This is a genomic window from Amycolatopsis sp. NPDC052450, from assembly GCF_044547565.1.
Lineage (GTDB): Bacteria > Actinomycetota > Actinomycetes > Mycobacteriales > Pseudonocardiaceae > Amycolatopsis.
In genome coordinates, this window is sequence record NZ_JBIUAQ010000042.1 from 1 (window position 1) to 19,735 (window position 19,735).

Sequence of the window (19,735 nt, forward strand, 5' to 3'; positions counted from 1 at the left end):
AGCTTCCTCGGGCCCTGAGGCGACCGATCCCCACGAATCTCGAACAACACAACCCCTGAACAAATCAGGTGTTGCAACCACCACTAGAACCCAAGAGGAAGGGGGCCTTCATGTACTTCACGGTTGCGCCCGGGAGCACGGAGAGCAAGGGACCTTTGCTATCACTTCGCAGGTCAGCCCTGATTTCGCAAGCGGCCACGCCCGACCAGGCGCAAGCCAGCTCCGAGTGTTCGGCAACGGAAGTAGTGAGGGCCTCCTTCACTACCCTGAGGGTAGGTAAGGAGGCCCTCACGGACTCTGGGTCCCTCAAGGGGCCTTCACGGCTTTCGCGGGGCGTGCCCGAAAGTCGGTGGCGGAGACTGCGTACCCTGGTCATCGATGTCTGAGAACAAGTCGCCGCAGGCCAGGCCTGCGCAACTGGACGACCGGAACCCGTGGGTGCTCGACACCCGCGAACTCGGCCGTCACGCCGGCCTGAGCAAGGCCGTCCAACGCACCATTCCCGTCGAGACCGCGCTCGGTGTGCCCGACGTCATCACCATCGACGCCGGCTCCGGCCTGGAACTCGACCTGATGCTCGAATCCGTCGTCGAGGGTGTGCTCGTCAGCGGTACGGCGTCCGCCGTCGCGACGGGGCACTGCTCGCGGTGCCTCGATCCGATCACGGAAGACGTCGAGGTCGACCTGACCGAGCTCTTCGCCTACCCCGGCTCCGCGACCGAGGAGACCACCGACGAGGACGAGATCCCTCGCCTGGTGGACGACCGGATCGACCTCGAGCCGACGGTCCGGGACGCGGTGGTGCTGGCGCTGCCGCTGGCCCCGCTGTGCACCGAGGACTGCCGGGGACTGTGCATCGAATGCGGTGTCAAGTGGGCCGATCTCGAGCCCGGGCACGGGCATGAGAAGATAGACCCTCGGTGGGCCACGCTGGTGAGGCGTTTCGGCGACGAAACGGCCGATGACCAGGCTGATGGCCCCGGAAAGCAAGCCTGACGAGCACCAGCTCGTTCCGGAGAAGCAAGTTCGCTCGCGACCGCGGGCAGACCGTCTGAAGGAGATCTACTCGTGGCCGTCCCGAAGCGGAAGATGTCGCGATCCAACACCCGCGCGCGCCGCAGCCAGTGGAAGGCGGCTCCGGTTCAGCTGGTGCCCTGCTCCAACCGCGCCTGCAAGCAGCCGAAGCTCCAGCACATCACGTGCCCGGCCTGCGGCCAGCACAACGGTCGCCAGGTCGTCGAGCCCGCCTGATCGGCAGCTGACGACATGGGGGGCAAGTCGGCCGGGGGACCACCCGCGGACACCGCACCACTGCTCGAAGCACTCGGGATCACGATCGAGCCCGAGCTGCTGACATTGTCGCTGACCCACCGTTCTTATGCCTATGAGAACGGTGGGTTGCCGCCGAACGAGCGCCTGGAGTTCCTCGGGGACGCGGTGCTGGGTCTGGTCGTCACCGACCACCTCTACAACACTCATCCCGACCTGGCCGAAGGTCAGCTCGCGAAGCTCCGTGCCAGCGTGGTCAACATGCACGCGCTGGCCAGGGTCGCGCGCGGCCTCGGCGAAGGTGGGCTCGGCAAGCACCTGTTGCTGGGCAAGGGCGAGGAGCTCACCGGCGGCCGGGACAAGGCGAGCATCCTCGCCGACGGTCTCGAAGCCGTCATCGGCGCCGCGTACCAGCAGCACGGCATCGACATCGCGCGCAAGCTCGTGCATCACCTGTTCGACGGCCTGCTCGCCGAAGCGCCGCTGCGTGGCGCCGGACTGGACTGGAAGACCAGCCTCCAGGAGCTGACCGCGTCGGCCGGGCTCGGCGTGCCCGAGTACAAGGTCGAGGACACCGGTCCCGACCACCGCAAGGAGTTCACCGCGACCGTCCTCGTCGGCGGGCGTGAACTCGGCTACGGCTCGGGAACGACCAAGAAGGAAGCCGAGCAGAAGGCCGCCGAGACGGCCTGGCGACAGCTTTCGGCCGAACTCGACGTCGACCAGCCGCCGAAGACCACCTGAGTCCCGCACTCCCTCGCGAGTGGTGAAGACGGTTCTGACCGTCATCACCACTCACGAGGGCCGGTGGGAGAATCGACGGCATGCCCGAACTCCCCGAGGTCGAGGTGGTCCGCGCCGGGCTCGAGGCGCATGCCTCCGGCCGGACGATCACCGAGGTCGAAGTTCTCCACGCCCGCGCGATCCGTCGTCACGAACTCGGCGCCGAGGATTTCACCGGACGCCTTTCCGGCATCAAGATCACCGCCGCCCGCCGTCGCGGCAAGTACCTGTGGCTGGAGCTTTCCGACGGTCAGGCCATGCTCGCGCACCTCGGCATGAGCGGCCAGATGCTGGTCCAGCCCGAAGAAGCACCTGACGAGAAGCACCTTCGCGTGCGATTCCGTTTCGCTGACAACGGGCCCGAGCTGCGCTTCGTCGACCAGCGGACTTTCGGTGGTCTCGCGCTCGCGGAACTCACCGAGGTCGACGGGACCTCGTTGCCGTCCACCATCGCGCATATCGCCCGCGACCCGATGGACCCGCGCTTCGACCTCGACCAGGCCGTCCGCGCGCTGCGGTCGAGGCGGACGGAGATCAAACGCGCCCTGCTCGACCAGACCCTCGTCTCCGGTATCGGCAACATCTACGCCGACGAAGCGCTCTGGCGGTCCAAGCTCCACTGGGCCCGGCCCACCGAAAAGCTCACCGCGGCACAGGGCCGGACGGTCCTCACCGCCGCGGGCGACGTCATGGACGCCGCGCTCGTCGCGGGCGGGACCTCGTTCGACGCCTTGTACGTCAACATCAACGGCGAATCCGGGTATTTCGACCGGTCGCTCGACGCCTATGGCCAGGAAGGCTTGCCGTGTGGCCGGTGCGGCACCGCGATCCGGCGTGATCCCTTCATGAACCGCTCGTCCTTTTCGTGCCCCCGGTGCCAGCCGCGTCCGCGCTTGAGGTGAAAACTGTCGTGTACGGCGCGGGTGGCGCGTCAACTAGCATGAACGGGCACGACATTGAGGGAGTGGGATGGTGGCCGCGACCGAGCCCGGCAAGACGACGCTCGCCGAGAAGATCGACAAGCTGTTCCAGATCGTGCTCAGACCCGATCGTGAGCCGTACAGTCACGAAGAGGTCGCCAAGGCGTGCCGGGAAGCCACCGGCGAGAGCTTCTCGACGACGTATCTGTGGCAGTTACGCACAGGTCGCCGCGACAATCCCACGAAACGCCACCTCGAGGCGCTCGCCCAGTTCTTCGGTGTCTCGCCGGCGTACTTCTTCGACGACGAGCAGAGCGCCAAGATCGCCGAGGAGCTCGCGCTGCTCGGCGCCCTCCGCGACGCCGGTGTCCGGGATGTCGCGCTGCGGGCCGTAACACTTTCCCCCGATGGACTCGACACCATCAGCGACATGATCGACGCGATCGCCCGCAGGGAATCCGGACGGGGCGGCACGAAGAAGGAGACGTGAGTGGACCGCCGCCGTAAAGAGCTGTGGCGCCGCTGCCGGGGTCTCGCCGACGGCGTCGCTCTTCCCGAACCCTTCGACGCCGAGGCCTTCACCGCCGAATTGGCGGCCGAACGCGGCCGCCCGATCGAGTTGATGCAGGTCAGCGTCCCCTCCAGTGGCCCTTGCGGGCTGTTGATGAGCACCGAGCGCGCGGACTACATCCTCTATCCGACCAACACCACCGCCCTGCACCGGCGGCATATCCTCCTGCACGAGGTCGGCCATTTGTTGTGCGGCCACACCGGTTCGGACGCGGGCGCCGACGGGATCGCGCTCGACGCCGCCGCCAGCAAGACCCTCATGCCGAACCTGTCGCCCGAACTCGTCCGCCGTGTTCTCGGCCGCACGAGTTACAGCGCCGTCGAGGAGCAGGAGGCCGAATTGCTCGCCAGTCTGCTCGCGCAGCGCGTCGCACGGACGACGGTGCGCGGAGCGGCGCGTCTCGACGAGAGCGGGAGCGACCTCGCCGGCGGCATGGCCAGGGTCGACGACCTCTTCGGCAGCCGGAAACGGCGCCGTCCGTGACCGAGACCATCGCGTATTTCTGCTGCGTGGTGGCTTTCGCGGGCTTCGGGTACAAGCTGATCCAGGCCAGGCACACCCAGCCGCTGCGGCGGATGTGGTTCCTCAGCGCGTTCGGGATGTGCATCGCGGGCGGCATCATGCTGCTCACTCCGGCCATGGAAAACGCCGTCGGCGTCGAAGAACCCATCGGCAGCCTTCTGAACCTGGCGGCCGATCTGCTCAAGATCGGCGCGATGGCCTTCGCGGTCGCGTTCGCGCATTCGCTGAAACTGGGGGAGGACAAGCGGATCGGCTGGCACGCGCTGCTGTCCTGGATCGTCGTGGCCGCCGAGATCGTGCTCTTCTTCCTCTCCGACAGTTACCGCGTCGGCGAGCACACCGCCGCCGGGCCGGGCAGGCTCGGCTGGTTCGTCGCGTACAACGTCCTTTTCCTCGTCTACGGTCTGATCAGCCTGCTGGCCTTCTCGATCGTCTTCGCCCGCTTCGCGCGCCATGCCGATCCGGGCCCGCTTCGCACCGGGCTGTGGCTGCTCGTCGGCGGCGGGGTCGCCGCGCTGGGCTGGACCTTCTGGGACGTCGATGACATCTACATCCTCGCCACCACCGGCGAGGTCAACGCCGGTGAGGAAACCGTTTCGTCGATCCTGGCGGCGCTGAGCGTCGGGCTCGCCGGGGCGGGCGCGACGCTCAGCGTGTGGGGGCCCGCGCTGGCCACCCCGTTCCGCCTGATCGGCACGTACCGGACGTATCGCCGGATCGAGCCGTTGTGGACCGCGATGCGCGAAGCCGTCCCGGGGATCGCGCTGGACCCGGGCCCCGGTATGCCGGGCGGCGTCGAGTTCGCCTTGTACCGCAGGGTGATCGAGATCCGGGACGGCCATCTCGCACTGCGTCCCTACTTCGATCCGGACGTGCCGCCGGTCGCGGAAGCCGAAGCACGCAAGGCGAAGATCCCCGAATCCCGGGTCCCCGCGACGATCGAAGCCGCGGCCTTGGCCGCCGCGCTCGTCGCCTCCGAGGCGGGCCGCCGGTACGCCCCCGACGACGTTCCGGCGACCTACCTCGACGAGCCGGACATCGCCACCGAAGCGGCGTGGCTGGTGGAGGTCACGCGCGCCTGGCGACGGTCCACCGTGGTCGGACGCATTCGCGACCGAGCCCGTGAAACGCTTGCTGCTTAAGCCGAAACGATCGCGGTGACGGCGGCCGCCGCCGAGACCAGCGCGAGCCAGACCGGCGGGACGACGTCCTTGATCCCGTCACCCGCCCGCAGATGGGCGACCGCCGCCCCGACCAGCAACGCCGCCAGGCCGATCGCCGCGGCGATCCCGAGCGGCGCCCAGAAGAATCCGGCCACCAGGCCCGCCGCTCCGGCGATCTCGAGGGCGCCGATCCCCTGGATCCCCCGGACCGAGAAGCCGAGCCTCTCGGTCCGGGAGACCAACGACGGCTGACGCAGGACCTTCGCCACCCCCAGTACGGCGAAGATCGCGGCCAGCAGCACCGACAACACCACATGAGTCACGGCCATAACGGAACTCCTTGGCGTGTAAGGGCTTTCAGACGGTGACGCGGCGCATCGTGGCGAATCCGCCGGCGCCGGCGACGCAGACCAGCAGGGCGAGCACCCCGGTCACGCCGCCGACGGTCAGCGTGCTGAAGAACGTGCCGAGTTTCGGCCAGGAATCGGTCCAGCTGAGCAGCAGCACCCCACCCACCAGCACCAGGACCTGCGCGGCAGCGAACAGGACCACACCCAGTACCGCGGCACGCCGGTAGATCAGGCCGTACCACATGCCGTAGACGAACATCAGCGCCAGGAAGACGAACGACGTGAGCAGGGTCAGATACCAGGAGCCGTCGAGCAGCCAGGGCACCCGGAAGTAGTTGAGGCCGAGCCCCCAGCCTCCGGTCGCTTCCTCGATCGCCTGGAACACGACGATCCCCACCGCGTAGAGCGCGGACAGCCCGGCCACCAGCAGGATCGTGCCCAGGTAGTACGACCGCCTCGACACGCCGAGCGCGAGCCCGAACGGCAGCGACTTCGTCATGCTCAAGGCACCGCAGACGAGCATGAACACGTACAGCGTGAACAGGCCGCCGGAGTAGTTCTCCTCGGGCGTCTCGGGAATCACCGCGAAGATGGTGAGATTCACCAGGAACGCGAAGAACGTGACGCCGACCGGGAGGACCAGGAACTGAAGCCGGTCCACCAGGTGGTAGCGCGCGACTTTGACCAGGGTGTTCATGCGGACGCCTCCTCCGCTGTCGTCTGTCCGGTGTTGGAGGTGTGCACCATCAGCTGCTGCAGGGAAAGCGGTTCGAGCTTCAGGTGCAGGGCCTGTGCCCGCGCCTTCGCGGCGGCGTCGAGCGCGTCGGCGACGGTGATCGAAGCCCGTGAACCGATCTTGCGGCGGTGCAGCACGCGGCGGCCGGCGACGAAGGATTCCACCGCCGTGGCGGGCCCGCTGACCGTGGCGGCCGAGCCGCGCAGTTCGTCGGCGGGCGCGTCGAGGACGACGCGGCCCTTGTCGATCATCACCACGTGCTCCAGCAGATCCGCCACCTCGTCGATCAGGTGCGTGGAGAGCAGGACCGTTCGCGGATGGGCCGAATAGTCGTCGAGCAACCGGTCGTAGAACAGTTGCCGCGCGACGGCGTCGAGGCCCGCGTACGGCTCGTCGAGCAGCGTGAGTTCCGCCCGTGCCGCCAGCCCGATCGTGATCGACAGCGCCGAGCGCATCCCTCGCGAGAGCTTCTTGATCGGGCGCTTCGTCGGCAGGTCGAAGTCGCGGAGCAGCGTGTCGGCCAGCTCCGCGTCCCAGTTCGGGTAGAACCACGACGCCGCCGAAAGGGCGTGCCGGACCTTGAAGTCCGGGAACTGCTGGTCCTCACGGACGAGCACCAGGCGCTGGAGCACGCGTTCGTTCTCCACCGGGTTCTCGCCGAACACACGGACCGAGCCCGTGCTGGCGAACTCCTGCGCGGTGACGATGCGCAGGAAGGTGCTCTTGCCCGCGCCGTTGCGGCCGAGCAGGCCGGTGATCTTGCCTTCTTCGATGTCGACCGAGACATCGCCGAGCGCGAGGTGGTCGCCGTAGCGCCGGGTCAGGCCGGTGGTCGAAATGGTCGGCGTCATGCGGCGGGTCCTCCGTTCCGGTGTCCGTTCCCGCGGATGAGCGAGATCAGGGTTTCGTCGTCGATGCCGAGGCGTCGCGCTTCGATGAGCATCGGGTCGAGGTACTGCTCGGCGAACCGTTGCCGCCGGTCGGTGAGCAGCTTCTGCCGCGCCCCGCCGGCGACGAACATGCCGATACCGCGCCGCTTTTCGAGCAGTCCGTCGTCGGCGAGCACGTTGATCCCCTTGGCCGCCGTCGCCGGATTGATCCGGTAGAAGGCGGCGAGTTCGTTGGTTGACGGCACGCGTTCCCCCTCGGCCAGGCTTCCCTCGGCGATGTCGTCGGCGATCTGTTCGGCGATCTGCACGAACAGGGGTGTTCCTTCGTCGAGCACGACACCTCCGTTCCCAGTCTTCGTGCACCCGTGCCGGGTGCGGTGGTTCATTACTGGAGTAAGTAACCCATGAACCCCCGTTCGACGCAAGTGGGTTCCGCCGTGCACACTACTGCGCAATGCGTGGTACCTTCTGTTGCGTAAGACTGGGAGGGACGCGACTGTGGAGATCAGTCAGCTACTCAAAGGCGTGCTGGACCTCGCCGTTCTCGCGGTACTTCGCGGAGAGGACGGCTACGGCTACGACGTGCTCCGAAGACTTCGCGTCGCGGGGTTGCAAGAAGTGGGCGACGCTTCGGTGTACGGAACGCTTCGGCGGCTGTACAAGGCAGGCCTGCTGACGTCGTACGTGGTGCCGAGTGAAGAAGGCCCGCACCGCAAGTACTACAGCCTCAACGAACCGGGTCGCCAGCGCCTCGAGGAGTCGGGGCAGACCTGGCGGACTTTCGCCACGACGATGAACAGCCTGTTGGGAGAGGCAGCATGAGCACGCAGAATCCGACCGCCGTGCGGGTGTATCTGGCGAGGGTCAGGAGCGCGCTCGCCGACCTTCCCGAGAGCGAAGTCGAGGAGATCCTCGAAGACGTCCGGCCCCATCTCGCCGAGATGGAGGCGGAACTGGGCGAGAACCCCAAGGTCGACGCCCTGATCGAGCGGCTGGGCAGCCCCGAGAGTTACGCCGCCGAACTGCGGGCGTCGGGTGGCTATCCGCCGCGTCCGGCCGACGCGGGCGACAAGACCACCGTGCTGAAGGTGAAGACCGGAATCGGCGGAGCGCGGTTCGCGTTCTGGGGCCTGGTGTTCTCCGTCGGCGGCTTCGCACTGTTCGGCTTCGCCGCCGCGGTGTTGGTCCGGGTGGAACCGTTGCTGGGCCTGCTTTTCGTCGCCCCCGTGCTCGCGATCAGCGTCGCCTACGTGGTCCGCAAGGGCGTCGCCCCGATCGCGGAACTGCCCGAGGTGGTCAAACTCCGCGAGACCGCGGCCTCGTTCCAGAAAGACCGGAACGGCAAGGGGCTGAACTACTTCCGCACGCTCAAGCCGGCGTGGTGGGTGCTGTGCGCGGCGGTGCTGGTCGTGTTCGGCCTGCTGCTCGTGGTCCGCGACACCGAGGCCATTTTGCTGCTGCCGCTGATGCTGCTGGCGGCCGTCGCCGTGGTGTGGGCGGGGCCGAAGCTGAAGGCCGACCGGCGGCTGCTGTGGCTGGCCGTGCCGATCTCGGCGTTCGTCGTCGGCAGCATGCTCGGCGGCGCGGGCGCGGCGGTCGACCTGGTCGCGAAACGGTCCTACAGCAACGGTTCCTACAACAGCCCCTACGGGCCGAGCTACAACGACAACTACGGCAACCCGCAGTTGATGTACGGCAGCCAGGACGTGGAGAACATCTACGCCTTCGACGCCGAAGGCAAGCCGCTGGCCGAGATCTACCTCTACGACGAGAACGGCCGTCCGCTCAGCACCACGCGGTACGCCTGCGAGAGGAGTACGGGCGAGAAGCGGAAGGTCGGTGACGACAACCGCTACCCGCGGCCGCGGCTCGAACGAGGCGTCCAGGACAACGACGGAAACCTGAACGGCTACAACGGTTCCCGCGGTTACTGCCAGGAACGGACCGACGTCCCGTTCAGCGCGGCGATCCCGAAGGGCGCACCGGTGCCGCCGACTTCTCAGGCCGCCCCGCCGTCGTCCACCTCGGTGGCGCCGCCGTCGAACTCCACCCAGCCGACGCGCTAGGTGGCCCGGGTGGAGGCGGCTGTCGGGGGCGCCTCCACCCCTTTACGCATTTCGTCCTCTGGATGCGGTAGTTCGCGTTCTCGACTACCGCATCCAGAGGACGAAATGCGGATGCGAGGATCGCCTCGCGAGACGTAATCTCGGGGGCAACGCGTTGACGGAGACGAGTAGCCGAAGGACCACGCGAGTCCCAGAGAGCCGCCGGTAGCTGAGAAGGCGGTCTCGCGGCCTGCGGTGAAGACCCTCCCGAGTGCGGGGAGGAACGGCGTCCGCGCCCCATGCCCCGCCGTCCGGCCCTCGTCATCGGGCCTTCGAGGCCGCCGCTCGTCCAGGGCGGCGGCGAAAGTGCGGTGGTACCGCGAGTTCCCTTCTCGCCCGCACTCCCAAGGGGTCGCGCATATCCGTACAGGAGTTGTGATGATCTCGCGTGTCCTCGTCGCCGACCTGCCCCGGCACGTCGGCGGCCGTGTCCGCGTCGCCGGCTGGGTGCACCGCCGGCGCCGCTTGAAATCCGTCACCTTCCTGGTGATCCGGGACCGCTCCGGACTCGGCCAGGTCGTGCTCGCCGAACCCGGTGGCCCGCCGGAGGAGACCGTGGTCGAGGTCGAAGGCCTTGTCACGGCGAACCCTCAAGCACCCGACGGCGTGGAACTGACCGAGCCGTCGGTCAAGCCGCTTTCCGAACCCGCCGAACCACCGCCGTTCGACCTCTATCGGCCGTCGCTTCCGGCCGCGTTGCCCACGGTGCTGGACAACGCCGCCGTCGCGCTGCGGCATCCGCGGCTGAAGAAGGTGTTCACGGTCGCGGCGGCGAGCGTCGCCGGGTTCCGGTCGGCACTGGACGGACTCGGGTTCACCGAAACCCAGACGCCCAAGATCGTCTCGTCGGCCACGGAATCCGGCGCGAACGTCTTCGGCATCGACTACTTCGGCGAGCGGGCCTTCTTGGCGCAGTCGCCGCAGTTCTACAAGCAGGCGCTGGTCGGGGTCTTCGAGCGGGTGTACGAGGTCGGCCCGGTCTTCCGCGCCGAACCGCACGACACGGCGCGGCATCTCGCGCAGTACACCAGCCTCGACGCCGAACTCGGCTTCATCGACGGCCACCACGACGTGATGGCGGTGCTGCGGGAGGTCGTCGCCGGGATGGCCGCGGCGGTTCCGGAGGCGGAAGTCGTGGTGCCCGAGGAGATTCCGGAGATCCACTTCGCGGAGGCGCAAGACCTGATCGCGCGGCTGTCCGGCGAAGACCCGCGTGGCGAACCGGACCTCGCACCCGCGCACGAGCGGCTGCTTTCGGACTGGGCGCTGCGCGAACACGGATCGGAATTCCTGTTCGTCACCGGCTACCCGATGGTGAAGCGGCCGTTCTACACGCATCCGGACCCGGAGCGACCCGGGTATTCCAACAGTTTCGACCTGCTTTTCCGCGGGCTGGAACTCGTGACCGGCGGCCAGCGGCTGCATCGGCACGCCGACTACGTCGCCGCGCTGGCGGCGCGCGGTGAGTCCACCGAGCCGTACCGGGACTATCTGTCCGTCTTCGCGCACGGGATGCCGCCGCACGGCGGGTTCGCGCTGGGTCTCGAACGCTGGACGGCCCGGTTGCTCGGGCTGCCCAACGTCCGCCAGGCGACGCTGTTCCCGCGTGACCTGCACCGCCTGACCCCGTAAAGCCGCGAGCCGGCACCTCGTACTGAGGTGCCGGCTCGCGTGGGGGTGAGGCTCAGTGGAGGAACGCGCTCCTGGCTGCCAGGTCGGCCAGCAGGGCGCGGCCCTTCTCGGCGTTGCGCGGCTGGGCCAGGACGTCGTAACGCCGGGCGACCAGCTGGCTCTGCGAGATGAACCCGCGCTTGTTCTTCGAAGCCGCGTACCCCAGCGCGCCGAACAGCAGGTTGAACGCGATACCGCCGACGAGGCCGACGAGGATCGGCACCAGTCCGGCGCCCGGGTTGAGCAGGCTCAGCACGAGGCCGAGGAACATACCGAACATCGCGCCCGACAGTGCCGAACTGGTCAGCACCTTGCTCCAGCCCATCCGCCCGGCGATCCGCTCGACCAGGATCGGCTCGACACCGACGATGGTGACGTCCGTGATCGGGAAGTCCGTTCCCGCGAGGTGGTCGACGGCACGCTGCGCTTCGGAGTACGACTCGTAGGAGCCGATCGGCCACCCGCTGGGCAGCGTCGGGAGCTGAGCCCGCCCCTGGGGCTCGGTGAACGTGGTCTGCTGCGTGAATGCCTGTGTCATTCCTTCTCACCTCTCTTGATCCGTACAACGTTCCGGGTGTGCGGATCTCCTCCCGTCCGGCGGGATTCACAGCATCTTCTCAGCCGGGCATCGCAGACAATCCGCCCAGGGATCAACTACCGTCCGCAATGGGTAACGAGGTAGACCATTGGTCGAGTTGACCAGGTCCGGCTCACCCGGTAGGAAGAAGCCGCAAAGGTACCGCTTCGAACCTTTAGGTGAGGCTGATGGCGAACAGGCGCGGCATGCTCACGCTGGATCGGCTCCGGGAACTGGTCGAGGACGGCACGGTCGACACGGTGCTGGTGGCGATCGCCGACATGCAGGGCAGGTTGCAGGGCAAACGCTGCGCCGCCGAGTACTTCCTCAACGAGGTCGTCGAGCACGCCACCGAAGCGTGCAATTACCTGCTCGCCGTCGACGTCGACATGAACACTGTCGACGGTTACGCGATGTCGTCGTGGGAGACCGGCTACGGCGACTTCGTCATGCGCCCGGACTTCGGCACGCTTCGCCTGCTTCCGTGGCAGGAGGGCACCGCGCTCGTCCTCGCCGACCTCGAACGGGTGCAGGGCGGCGCCGTGGCCCCTTCGCCGCGCCAGATCCTGCGCGGTCAGCTCGACCGGCTCGCCGCGCGTGGTCTCGCCGCGTACGTCGGGACCGAACTGGAGTTCATCGTCTTCGACGACACCTTCGAGTCGGCATGGGACAAGCGGTATCAGGACCTTCGCCCGGCCAACCAGTACAACGTCGACTACTCGATGCTCGGCACCTCGCGGATCGAGCCGCTGCTGCGCCGCATCCGGAACGACATGGGCGGGGCGGGACTGTACGTCGAGTCGGCCAAGGGCGAGTGCAACCCCGGTCAGCACGAGATCGCGTTCCGCTACGCCGACGCGCTGACCACCTGCGACAACCACAGCGTCTACAAGACCGGGTCCAAGGAGATCGCCGCGCAGGAGGGCAAGAGCCTCACGTTCATGGCGAAGTACAACGAACGCGAGGGCAACTCCTGCCACATCCACATCAGCCTGCGCTCGGCCGAGGGCGAGCCCGTCCTGGCAGGTGACGGCCCCGGCGGGTTCTCGCCGCTGATGGAGCACTTCCTCGCCGGTCAGCTCGCCGGACTGCGTGAGCTGACCTACTTCCTCGCGCCGAACATCAACTCCTACAAGCGTTTCGTCCCCGGCAGCTTCGCGCCGACAGCCGTCGCTTGGGGCACCGACAACCGCACGTGCGCGCTCCGCGTCGTCGGGCACGGAGACTCGCTGCGCACCGAGAACCGGGTCCCCGGCGGCGACGTGAACCCGTACCTCGCGGTGGCCGCGCTCATCGCGGCCGGTTTGCACGGCATCGAGAACGAACTTGAGCTGGAGCCGGAGTTCCACGGCAACGCCTACGGTTCCGACAAGCCGACCGTGCCGACGACCCTGCGTGAAGCCGCGGCGCTGCTGGACGAGAGCGAACTCGCCAGGACCGCGTTCGGGGACGAGGTCGTCGACCACTACCTGAACGCGGCGAAGGTCGAACTCACCGCGTACGACGCCGCCGTCACCGACTGGGAGAGGATCCGTGGCTTCGAACGGCTCTGACCCCATCATCGGTCTCACCTCCTATCTGGAACCCGCGAAGTTCCTCGTCTGGGAGACCGAAGTCGCGCTGCTGCACCGGGTCTACGTCGACGGTATCGTCGCGGCCGGCGGGATCCCGGTCCTGCTGCCGCCGGTGAGCGGGGCACACGATCGGCTGATGTCCGCCGTGGACGGACTCGTGCTGGTCGGCGGCGCCGACGTCGACCCGGCGCGCTACGGCCAGGAGCCGCACGCGACGACGTACACGAGGCCGAACCGGGACGCGTTCGAGTTCGGCCTGCTGCGGTCCGCTTTGGACAGTGGAAAACCGGTGCTGGGCGTGTGCCGCGGGCTGCAGGTGCTCAGTGTCGCGCTGGGCGGCACGCTCGCGCAGCATCTGCCGGACACTTTGGACAGTGGGGATCACCAGCCCGCGCCGGGGATCTTCGGCACCACTACGGTGACGCTTGCCGAGGGGAGCCGGGTCGCGGCGATCTTCGGCGCCGAGACCAAGGTGCCGTGTTACCACCATCAGGCGATCGACAGGCTCGGTGACGGGCTGGTCCCGGTCGGCTGGGCCGCCGACGGGACCATCGAGGCGGCCGAACTGCCCGGCGACGGGTTCGTCCTCGGCGTCCAATGGCATCCCGAACAGAATCCCGACGACATCAGGCTTTTCGAGGCACTCGTAGAAGCAGCTAAGGAGCGCGCATGACCACGTTCGAGGTGATCAACCCCGCCACCGAAGAGGTGGTGCGGTCGGTCGAGCTGACCTCGGCCGAGGAGACCGACGCGGCGATCGCCCGCGCGCACGCGGCGTTCCCCGCCTGGCGCGCGGTGGCCCCCGGCGACCGGGCGCGGCTGCTGCGCCGGTTCGCCGACGCCGTCGACGCCGACATCGAGAACCTCGCCGCGCTGGAGGTCGCCAACGCGGGCCACACGATCGGCAACGCGCGCTGGGAAGCGGGCAACGTCCGCGACGTGCTGACGTACTACTCGGCTTCGCCCGAACGGTTGAGCGGCAAGCAGATCCCGGTACCCGGCGGGGTGAACATGACGTTCCACGAGCCGCTCGGCGTGGTCGGGGTGATCGTGCCGTGGAACTTCCCGATGCCCATCGCGGGCTGGGGGTTCGCGCCCGCGCTCGCCGCCGGGAACACCGTCGTGCTCAAACCCGCCGAGCTCACTCCGCTGACCGCGATCCGCCTCGGCGAACTCGCCCGCGAGGCGGGGATCCCCGAAGACGTCTTCCAGGTGCTCCCCGGCAAGGGATCCGTGGTGGGGCAGCGGTTCGTGGACCACCCCGCGGTGCGGAAGGTGGTGTTCACCGGCTCGACCGAGGTCGGCAAGCAGATCATGGCGGGCTGCGCCGCGCAGGTGAAGCGGGTGACGCTGGAACTCGGCGGCAAGAACGCGAACATCGTCTTCGCCGACGCCGACCTGGAGAAGGCCGCGGCCACCGCTCCGTACGGCGTCTTCGACAACGCCGGGCAGGACTGCTGCGCGCGGTCGCTGATCCTGGTGCAGTCGAGCGTGTACGAGAAGTTCATGGAACTGCTGGAACCCGCGGTGAACGGTGTGGTCGTCGGGGATCCGCGGCTGGAAGTGACCGAGATGGGGCCGCTGATCTCGGCGGGGCATCACGCGAAGGTGTCGTCCTATGTGGACGACGCGGCGCCGGTCGCCTTCCGGGGCAACGCGCCCGTCGGCCCCGGGTACTGGTTCGCGCCGACCGTCGTCACCCCGCCGGACCTGCGGCATCCGCTGGCCTCGGAGGAGATCTTCGGCCCGGTCGTCGCCGTGGTCCCGTTCGACGGCGAGGCGGACGCGGTGACCATGGCCAACGACACCGAGTACGGCCTTTCCGGCTCGATCTGGACGCGCGACGTCGGCCGCGCCTTCCGCGTCGCCCGCGGTGTCGAGGCCGGGAACCTTTCGGTGAACTCGCATTCGTCCGTCCGGTACTGGACGCCGTTCGGCGGGTTCAAGCAGTCCGGGCTGGGCCGGGAACTCGGTCCGGACGCCGTCGACGCCTTCACCGAGACCAAGAACGTCTTTATCAGCACGGAGGAATAGGAATGGTTCAGCGTTTCGAGGGCCGCGTCGCGGTCATCACCGGTGGCAGCAGCGGCATCGGCCTCGCCACCGCGCGGCGGCTGGCGAGCGAGGGCGCGAAGGTCGTCATCGGCGACATCTCCGCCGAGGCGGGCAAGGCCGCGGCCGACGAGGTCGGCGGCCTGTTCGTGCAGGCCGACGTCACCGACGCCGAGCAGGTCGAGGCCCTGTTCCAGACCACTGTGGACACCTTCGGCTCGGTCGACGTCGCGTTCAACAACGCCGGCATCTCCCCGCCCGAAGACGACTCGATCCTGACCACGGGCATCGACGCGTGGGAGAAGGTGCAGAAGGTCAACCTGACCTCGGTGTACCTGTGCTGCAAGGCGGTGCTGCCGCATATGCGGCGGCAGGGCAAGGGCTCGATCGTCAACACGGCGTCGTTCGTCGCGGTGATGGGCGCGGCGACGTCGCAGATCTCCTACACCGCGTCGAAGGGCGGGGTGCTGGCGATGAGCCGGGAGCTGGGCGTGCAGTTCGCGCGGGAGAACATCCGGGTCAACGCGCTGTGCCCGGGTCCGGTGAACACCCCGCTGCTGAAGGAACTGTTCGCGAAGGACCCCGAGCGGGCGGCGCGGCGGTTGGTGCACGTGCCGGTCGGGCGGTTCGCCGAGCCGGAGGAGATCGCGGCCGCGGTCGCCTTCCTGGCGAGCGACGACGCTTCGTTCATCACCGCTTCGCAGTTCCTGGTGGACGGCGGCATCTCGGGCGCCTACGTGACCCCTCTCTGACCCCACGCAATTCGTCACCTACTTGCGACACGCCTCGGCGCGATTCGTCACCTAATTGCGTCGCTCTGGCCCGCCACCCCGTCACTCGTCCCGGTGGCTGGGATGGCGGGCCGCTGACCTGCGCTGTAGTCCTGAGACACGGAGCCGCACGGTTCCGCGATCCGAACAGCGCGGGAGGCCCGAAGAATGACCCGGCAGATGAGCACCGCCATGCGTGACTGCATCGACCTGTGCAACGAGTGCCACGTCCGGTGCGAAGAGATGCTGACGCGCTGCATGGAGGTGGGCGGCGCGAAACTCGGGATGATGATGGTGACCTGCGCGGACATGTCCCGCATGTGCGCGGACATGATGATGCGCTGCTCCGCCATGGTCGCCGACCTCGAGATGATGCGCATGTGCGCGAAGATGTGCGGCCTCGCCTCCCAGATGATGCGCATGTGCGCCCAGGAGTGCGCCAGGACCGGTGACGCCGAACTCGCCGACGCGGCCGACATGATGACGCGGTGCGCCGAACTCTGCGGCACGATCACCGCCGAGATGATGATGGAGAACGCGTAACTCGCGTGCTTGGAGCCATAACTCGCGTGATCAGAGCCGTAACTCACCAGTTACGGCTCCAAGCACGTGAGTTACGGCTCCAGACACGCAAGTGACGTCGTCGGGTGGAAGTAGACGCGCGTCGAACACGCCAGGTACGGTGTGCGCACAACTACAGACAAGGGCCGTTGAGCTGGAGCGGGAGAGCCCTCACGAACGTGGTGGGGCACCGAAGGAGCAAACTCCCCGGAATCTCTCAGGTACTCACTACCGCTTCCGCGAGGCCACTCTGGAAAGAAGGCGCGCAAGTGCGCCTCACCCAAGGTGAAAGCCGCATCACATGCGGTGAAACTCTCAGGTGCCATGACAGAGGGGGAGTTCCCAGCGCACCGGTCTATCCGGCGCCTGACCCAAGGAGCTCCCTTGACCAGTACGTCCTTCGACGACCGGCACATCGGCCCCTCGGAGTCCGAGCAGGCCAAGATGCTCGCCGAGGTCGGCTACGGCAGCCTCGACGCCCTGGTGCAGGCCGCGGTGCCGTCCGCGATCCGGGTCACGCGTGACCTCGAACTTCCCCCCGCCGCGTCCGAAGAGGACGCCATCGCCGAGCTTCGCGCGCTCGCCGCGCTCAACAAGCCGATGACGCAGATGATCGGCCTCGGCTTCCACGACACGGTCACCCCGGCGGTCATCCGCCGCAACGTGCTGGAGAACCCGGCCTGGTACACGGCGTACACGCCGTATCAGCCGGAGATCTCGCAGGGCCGTCTCGAAGCCCTCCTCAACTTCCAGACCATGGTCTCCGAGCTGGCCGGTCTCGCCACCGCGAACGCCTCCCTGCTCGACGAGTCCACCGCGGTCGCCGAGGCCGTCATGCTGATGCGCCGCGCGTCGAAGGCGAAGTCGAACAAGGTCGTCCTCGACGCCGAGTGTCTGCCGCAGACCATCGCCGTCGTCCGCACCCGCGCCGAGGCCATGGGCGTCGAGGTCGAGGTCCGCGACCTGCTCACCGGTCTGCCGGACGAGTTCTTCGGCGTCGTCGTCCAGTACCCGGGTGCTTCCGGCGTGCTGCGCGGCGCGGGCTTCTACTCCGCCATCTCCGAGACCGCGAAGGCCGCCGGCGCGCTGTACACCGTCGCCGCCGACCTGCTCGCCCTCACGCTGATCACCGCGCCGGGTGAGTTCGGCGCCGACATCGCCGCCGGTTCGACCCAGCGCTTCGGCGTCCCGCTCGGTTACGGCGGGCCGCACGCCGGATACATGGCCGTCCGCGCCGGGCTCGAGCGTTCGCTGCCGGGCCGCCTGGTCGGGGTCTCGGTCGACGCCGACGGCAACCCCGCGTACCGCCTCGCCCTGCAGACCCGCGAGCAGCACATCCGCCGCGAGAAGGCGACGTCCAACATCTGCACCGCGCAGGTGCTGCCCGCTGTGCTCGCCGCGATGTACGCGGTCTACCACGGCCCCGATGGCCTCAAGCGCATCGCGACCCGCGTCCACGAGCTCGCCTCGGGCCTGGCGGACGCCCTCCGCGCGGCAGGTGTCGAGGTCGTCCACGAGGGGTTCTTCGACACCGTCCTCGCCCGCATGCCCGGACAGGCCGAAGCGGTCGTCGCGGTCGCGCGCGAGCACGGGATCAACCTCGGCCCGGTCGACGCCGACCACGTCCGCGTCGCCGTCGACGAGGTCACCACGCCCGCGATCATCGCCAAGGTGCTCAACGCGTTCGGTGTCGAGAACGAGGCCGAAAGCGCCCAGGCGCTGCCCGCCGGTTTGCACCGTGAGAGCGAGTACCTCACGCACGAGGTCTTCCACTCGCACCGCTCCGAGACCGCGATGCTGCGGTACCTGCGCAGCCTGTCCGACCTCGACTACGCGCTGGACCGCGGCATGATCCCGCTCGGCTCCTGCACGATGAAGCTGAACGCCACCACCGAGATGGAGCCGATCAGCTGGCGCGAGTTCGCGGGGATCCACCCGTTCGCCCCGGCCGAGGACGCCGAGGGCTACCACGTCCTCGTCGAGCAGCTGGCCGGCTGGCTGGCCGAGGTCACCGGCTACGACAAGGTGTCGCTGCAGCCGAACGCGGGCAGCCAGGGTGAGCTCGCCGGTCTGCTCGCGATCCGCGCGTACCACCACGCCAACGGTCAGACCGAACGCGAGGTCTGCCTGATCCCGTCGTCCGCGCACGGCACGAACGCCGCCTCCGCGGTCATGGCGGGCATGCGCGTCGTCGTGGTCAAGTGCACCGACGAGGGCAACGTCGACCTCGAAGACCTGCGGGCCAAGGTCGAGGCCAACCGCGAGACGCTGTCCGCGATCATGGTCACGTACCCGTCCACGCACGGCGTGTACGAGCACGGCATCGACGAGCTGGCCAAGATCGTCCACGACGCGGGCGGCCAGGTCTACGTCGACGGCGCGAACCTCAACGCCCTGCTCGGTCTCGCCAAGCCGGGCGAGTTCGGCGGCGACGTCTCGCACCTGAACCTGCACAAGACCTTCTGCATCCCGCACGGTGGTGGCGGCCCCGGCGTCGGCCCGGTCGCGGTCCGCGCGCACCTCGCGCCGTACCTGCCGAACCACCCGATGCTGGCGAAGGCGGGCCCCGAGACCGGTGTCGGCCCGATCAGCGCGGCTCCCTTCGGTTCCGCGTCGATCCTGCCGATCTCGTGGGCGTACGTCCGCATGATGGGAGCGGGCGGGCTCACCGCCGCGACGCAGGTCGCGGTCCTCGCCGCGAACTACGTGGCCAAACGCCTCAACCAGCACTACCCGGTGCTGTACACCGGCCAGGACGGCCTGGTCGCGCACGAGTGCATCCTCGACCTGCGCGGGCTCACCAAGGAGACCGGCGTCAGCGTCGACGACGTCGCGAAGCGCCTGATCGACTACGGCTTCCACGCGCCGACCATGTCGTTCCCGGTCGCGGGCACGCTGATGGTCGAGCCGACCGAATCCGAGGACCTCGGCGAGATCGACCGCTTCTGCGACGCGATGATCGCCATCCGCGCGGAGATCGACGCCGTCGCGCAGGGCCGTTGGGCCGCGGACAACAGCCCGCTGCGCAACGCTCCCCACACCGCCGAAACCCTGGTCGGCGACTGGGACCTGCCGTATGACCGCGAACTGGCGGTGTACCCCGCCGGAGTTAATCGCAAGGCCAAGTACTGGCCTCCGGTGCGCCGCATCGACGGTGCGCGCGGGGACCGTAACCTCGTCTGCTCCTGCCCGCCGCTCAACGCCTACGAGAACTGAGGCAC

The 19,735-nt window shown here is 68.3% G+C and carries 21 protein-coding genes and 1 riboswitch; of the genes, 16 read left to right on the forward strand and 5 right to left on the reverse strand.

Annotated elements, in window-relative coordinates; all coding sequences use genetic code 11:
* Positions 1 to 378 precede the first annotated feature (378 nt).
* The 7 genes from ACIHAO_RS38880 to ACIHAO_RS38910 all read left to right on the forward strand — a co-directional run bounded on the left by ACIHAO_RS38880 (position 379) and on the right by ACIHAO_RS38910 (position 5,207).
* Entirely contained in the window at positions 379 to 996 is a 618-nt protein-coding gene (locus ACIHAO_RS38880; protein WP_396566634.1) for a YceD family protein, read from the forward strand.
* 72 nt (positions 997 to 1,068) lie between these two features.
* Positions 1,069 to 1,251: a 50S ribosomal protein L32 gene (gene rpmF, locus ACIHAO_RS38885; protein WP_396566636.1), complete on the forward strand. Its 183-nt coding sequence runs from the start codon at positions 1,069 to 1,071 to the stop codon at positions 1,249 to 1,251.
* Positions 1,252 to 1,266: 15 nt separating this feature from the next.
* Entirely contained in the window at positions 1,267 to 2,013 is a 747-nt protein-coding gene (gene rnc / locus ACIHAO_RS38890; RefSeq protein ID WP_396566638.1) for a ribonuclease III, read from the forward strand.
* Positions 2,014 to 2,093: 80 nt separating this feature from the next.
* Entirely contained in the window at positions 2,094 to 2,954 is an 861-nt protein-coding gene (gene mutM / locus ACIHAO_RS38895; protein ID WP_396566640.1) for a bifunctional DNA-formamidopyrimidine glycosylase/DNA-(apurinic or apyrimidinic site) lyase, read from the forward strand.
* A 67-nt stretch (positions 2,955 to 3,021) separates the two neighbouring features.
* Complete coding sequence (locus tag ACIHAO_RS38900; RefSeq protein WP_396566642.1) at positions 3,022 to 3,462, forward strand: XRE family transcriptional regulator; 441 nt, start codon at positions 3,022 to 3,024, stop codon at positions 3,460 to 3,462.
* The gene (locus ACIHAO_RS38905) at positions 3,463 to 4,026 is read left to right on the forward strand and encodes a hypothetical protein (protein ID WP_396566644.1); all 564 of its coding nucleotides are present in this window, start codon (positions 3,463 to 3,465) and stop codon (positions 4,024 to 4,026) included.
* A complete protein-coding gene (locus ACIHAO_RS38910; RefSeq protein ID WP_396566646.1) occupies positions 4,023 to 5,207 on the forward strand; it encodes an MAB_1171c family putative transporter in 1,185 nt (394 codons plus the stop codon). The genes ACIHAO_RS38905 and ACIHAO_RS38910 overlap by 4 nt, the downstream gene beginning before the upstream one ends.
* Here the strand turns inward: ACIHAO_RS38910 and ACIHAO_RS38915 are convergent.
* The 4 genes from ACIHAO_RS38915 to ACIHAO_RS38930 are packed head-to-tail and all read right to left on the reverse strand — an operon-like array spanning position 5,204 to position 7,539.
* The gene (locus ACIHAO_RS38915) at positions 5,204 to 5,557 is read right to left on the reverse strand and encodes a DoxX family protein (protein WP_396566648.1); all 354 of its coding nucleotides are present in this window, start codon (positions 5,555 to 5,557) and stop codon (positions 5,204 to 5,206) included. The two genes, ACIHAO_RS38910 and ACIHAO_RS38915, sit on opposite strands and share 4 nt — an antisense overlap.
* Positions 5,558 to 5,585: 28 nt before the next feature.
* Positions 5,586 to 6,275, reverse strand: a complete 690-nt coding sequence (locus ACIHAO_RS38920) for an ABC transporter permease (RefSeq protein ID WP_396566650.1) — start codon at positions 6,273 to 6,275, stop codon at positions 5,586 to 5,588.
* Entirely contained in the window at positions 6,272 to 7,165 is an 894-nt protein-coding gene (locus tag ACIHAO_RS38925) for an ABC transporter ATP-binding protein (RefSeq protein WP_396566652.1), read from the reverse strand. The genes ACIHAO_RS38920 and ACIHAO_RS38925 overlap by 4 nt, the downstream gene beginning before the upstream one ends.
* The gene (locus tag ACIHAO_RS38930) at positions 7,162 to 7,539 is read right to left on the reverse strand and encodes a GntR family transcriptional regulator (RefSeq protein ID WP_005160428.1); all 378 of its coding nucleotides are present in this window, start codon (positions 7,537 to 7,539) and stop codon (positions 7,162 to 7,164) included. The genes ACIHAO_RS38925 and ACIHAO_RS38930 overlap by 4 nt, the downstream gene beginning before the upstream one ends.
* Before the next feature lie 163 nt (positions 7,540 to 7,702).
* Here ACIHAO_RS38930 and ACIHAO_RS38935 point away from each other — a divergent pair, with 163 nt between their 5' ends.
* From ACIHAO_RS38935 to aspS, 3 genes are all read left to right on the forward strand, one after another.
* A complete protein-coding gene (locus tag ACIHAO_RS38935) occupies positions 7,703 to 8,026 on the forward strand; it encodes a PadR family transcriptional regulator (RefSeq protein ID WP_005160429.1) in 324 nt (107 codons plus the stop codon).
* Positions 8,023 to 9,270 carry a DUF1700 domain-containing protein gene (locus ACIHAO_RS38940; protein ID WP_396566655.1) on the forward strand — a complete coding sequence of 416 codons (1,248 nt, stop codon included), beginning with the start codon at positions 8,023 to 8,025 and terminating at the stop codon, positions 9,268 to 9,270. Before ACIHAO_RS38935 ends, ACIHAO_RS38940 begins: the two co-directional genes overlap by 4 nt.
* A gap of 417 nt (positions 9,271 to 9,687) precedes the next feature.
* Positions 9,688 to 10,941, forward strand: a complete 1,254-nt coding sequence (aspS, locus tag ACIHAO_RS38945; protein ID WP_396566657.1) for an aspartate--tRNA(Asn) ligase — start codon at positions 9,688 to 9,690, stop codon at positions 10,939 to 10,941.
* Between the two features lie 52 nt (positions 10,942 to 10,993).
* On the opposite strand, the gene ACIHAO_RS38950 is transcribed toward aspS, so the two are convergent.
* Positions 10,994 to 11,518, reverse strand: a complete 525-nt coding sequence (locus tag ACIHAO_RS38950) for a general stress protein (RefSeq protein WP_396566659.1) — start codon at positions 11,516 to 11,518, stop codon at positions 10,994 to 10,996.
* Positions 11,519 to 11,745: 227 nt separating this feature from the next.
* Between ACIHAO_RS38950 and ACIHAO_RS38955 the strand changes: the two genes are divergently transcribed.
* The 6 genes from ACIHAO_RS38955 (at position 11,746) to gcvP (ending at position 19,730) form a co-directional block, all read left to right on the forward strand.
* Positions 11,746 to 13,110, forward strand: a complete 1,365-nt coding sequence (locus ACIHAO_RS38955; RefSeq protein WP_396566661.1) for a glutamine synthetase family protein — start codon at positions 11,746 to 11,748, stop codon at positions 13,108 to 13,110.
* Positions 13,091 to 13,804: a gamma-glutamyl-gamma-aminobutyrate hydrolase family protein gene (locus tag ACIHAO_RS38960; protein WP_396566663.1), complete on the forward strand. Its 714-nt coding sequence runs from the start codon at positions 13,091 to 13,093 to the stop codon at positions 13,802 to 13,804. Before ACIHAO_RS38955 ends, ACIHAO_RS38960 begins: the two co-directional genes overlap by 20 nt.
* Positions 13,801 to 15,165, forward strand: coding sequence for an aldehyde dehydrogenase family protein (locus ACIHAO_RS38965; protein WP_396566665.1), 1,365 nt, complete (start codon positions 13,801 to 13,803; stop codon positions 15,163 to 15,165). The genes ACIHAO_RS38960 and ACIHAO_RS38965 overlap by 4 nt, the downstream gene beginning before the upstream one ends.
* A 2-nt stretch (positions 15,166 to 15,167) precedes the next feature.
* The gene (locus ACIHAO_RS38970) at positions 15,168 to 15,935 is read left to right on the forward strand and encodes a 3-oxoacyl-ACP reductase (RefSeq protein WP_340683357.1); all 768 of its coding nucleotides are present in this window, start codon (positions 15,168 to 15,170) and stop codon (positions 15,933 to 15,935) included.
* A 186-nt stretch (positions 15,936 to 16,121) separates the two neighbouring features.
* A complete protein-coding gene (locus tag ACIHAO_RS38975; RefSeq protein ID WP_396566668.1) occupies positions 16,122 to 16,496 on the forward strand; it encodes a hypothetical protein in 375 nt (124 codons plus the stop codon).
* Between the two features lie 258 nt (positions 16,497 to 16,754).
* Positions 16,755 to 16,855, forward strand: a riboswitch (glycine riboswitch).
* 43 nt (positions 16,856 to 16,898) lie between these two features.
* Positions 16,899 to 19,730 (forward strand): aminomethyl-transferring glycine dehydrogenase, encoded by a 2,832-nt coding sequence (gene gcvP / locus ACIHAO_RS38980; protein WP_396566670.1) that lies wholly within the window; start codon positions 16,899 to 16,901, stop codon positions 19,728 to 19,730.
* The last annotated feature ends 5 nt before the right edge of the window (positions 19,731 to 19,735 follow it).

Bases quoted from the DNA above. Each gene is read 5' to 3' on its own strand.
- ACIHAO_RS38880 (WP_396566634.1), top strand. From the start codon at position 379: ATGTCTGAGAACAAGTCGCCGCAGGCCAGGCCTGCGCAACTGGACGAC.
- rnc (WP_396566638.1), top strand. From the start codon at position 1,267: ATGGGGGGCAAGTCGGCCGGGGGACCACCCGCGGACACCGCACCACTG.
- mutM (WP_396566640.1), top strand. From the start codon at position 2,094: ATGCCCGAACTCCCCGAGGTCGAGGTGGTCCGCGCCGGGCTCGAGGCG.
- ACIHAO_RS38900 (WP_396566642.1), top strand. From the start codon at position 3,022: ATGGTGGCCGCGACCGAGCCCGGCAAGACGACGCTCGCCGAGAAGATC.
- ACIHAO_RS38915 (WP_396566648.1), bottom strand. From the start codon at position 5,557: ATGGCCGTGACTCATGTGGTGTTGTCGGTGCTGCTGGCCGCGATCTTC.
- ACIHAO_RS38920 (WP_396566650.1), bottom strand. From the start codon at position 6,275: ATGAACACCCTGGTCAAAGTCGCGCGCTACCACCTGGTGGACCGGCTT.
- ACIHAO_RS38925 (WP_396566652.1), bottom strand. From the start codon at position 7,165: ATGACGCCGACCATTTCGACCACCGGCCTGACCCGGCGCTACGGCGAC.
- ACIHAO_RS38940 (WP_396566655.1), top strand. From the start codon at position 8,023: ATGAGCACGCAGAATCCGACCGCCGTGCGGGTGTATCTGGCGAGGGTC.
- aspS (WP_396566657.1), top strand. From the start codon at position 9,688: ATGATCTCGCGTGTCCTCGTCGCCGACCTGCCCCGGCACGTCGGCGGC.
- ACIHAO_RS38950 (WP_396566659.1), bottom strand. From the start codon at position 11,518: ATGACACAGGCATTCACGCAGCAGACCACGTTCACCGAGCCCCAGGGG.
- ACIHAO_RS38955 (WP_396566661.1), top strand. From the start codon at position 11,746: ATGGCGAACAGGCGCGGCATGCTCACGCTGGATCGGCTCCGGGAACTG.
- ACIHAO_RS38965 (WP_396566665.1), top strand. From the start codon at position 13,801: ATGACCACGTTCGAGGTGATCAACCCCGCCACCGAAGAGGTGGTGCGG.
- ACIHAO_RS38970 (WP_340683357.1), top strand. From the start codon at position 15,168: ATGGTTCAGCGTTTCGAGGGCCGCGTCGCGGTCATCACCGGTGGCAGC.
- ACIHAO_RS38975 (WP_396566668.1), top strand. From the start codon at position 16,122: ATGACCCGGCAGATGAGCACCGCCATGCGTGACTGCATCGACCTGTGC.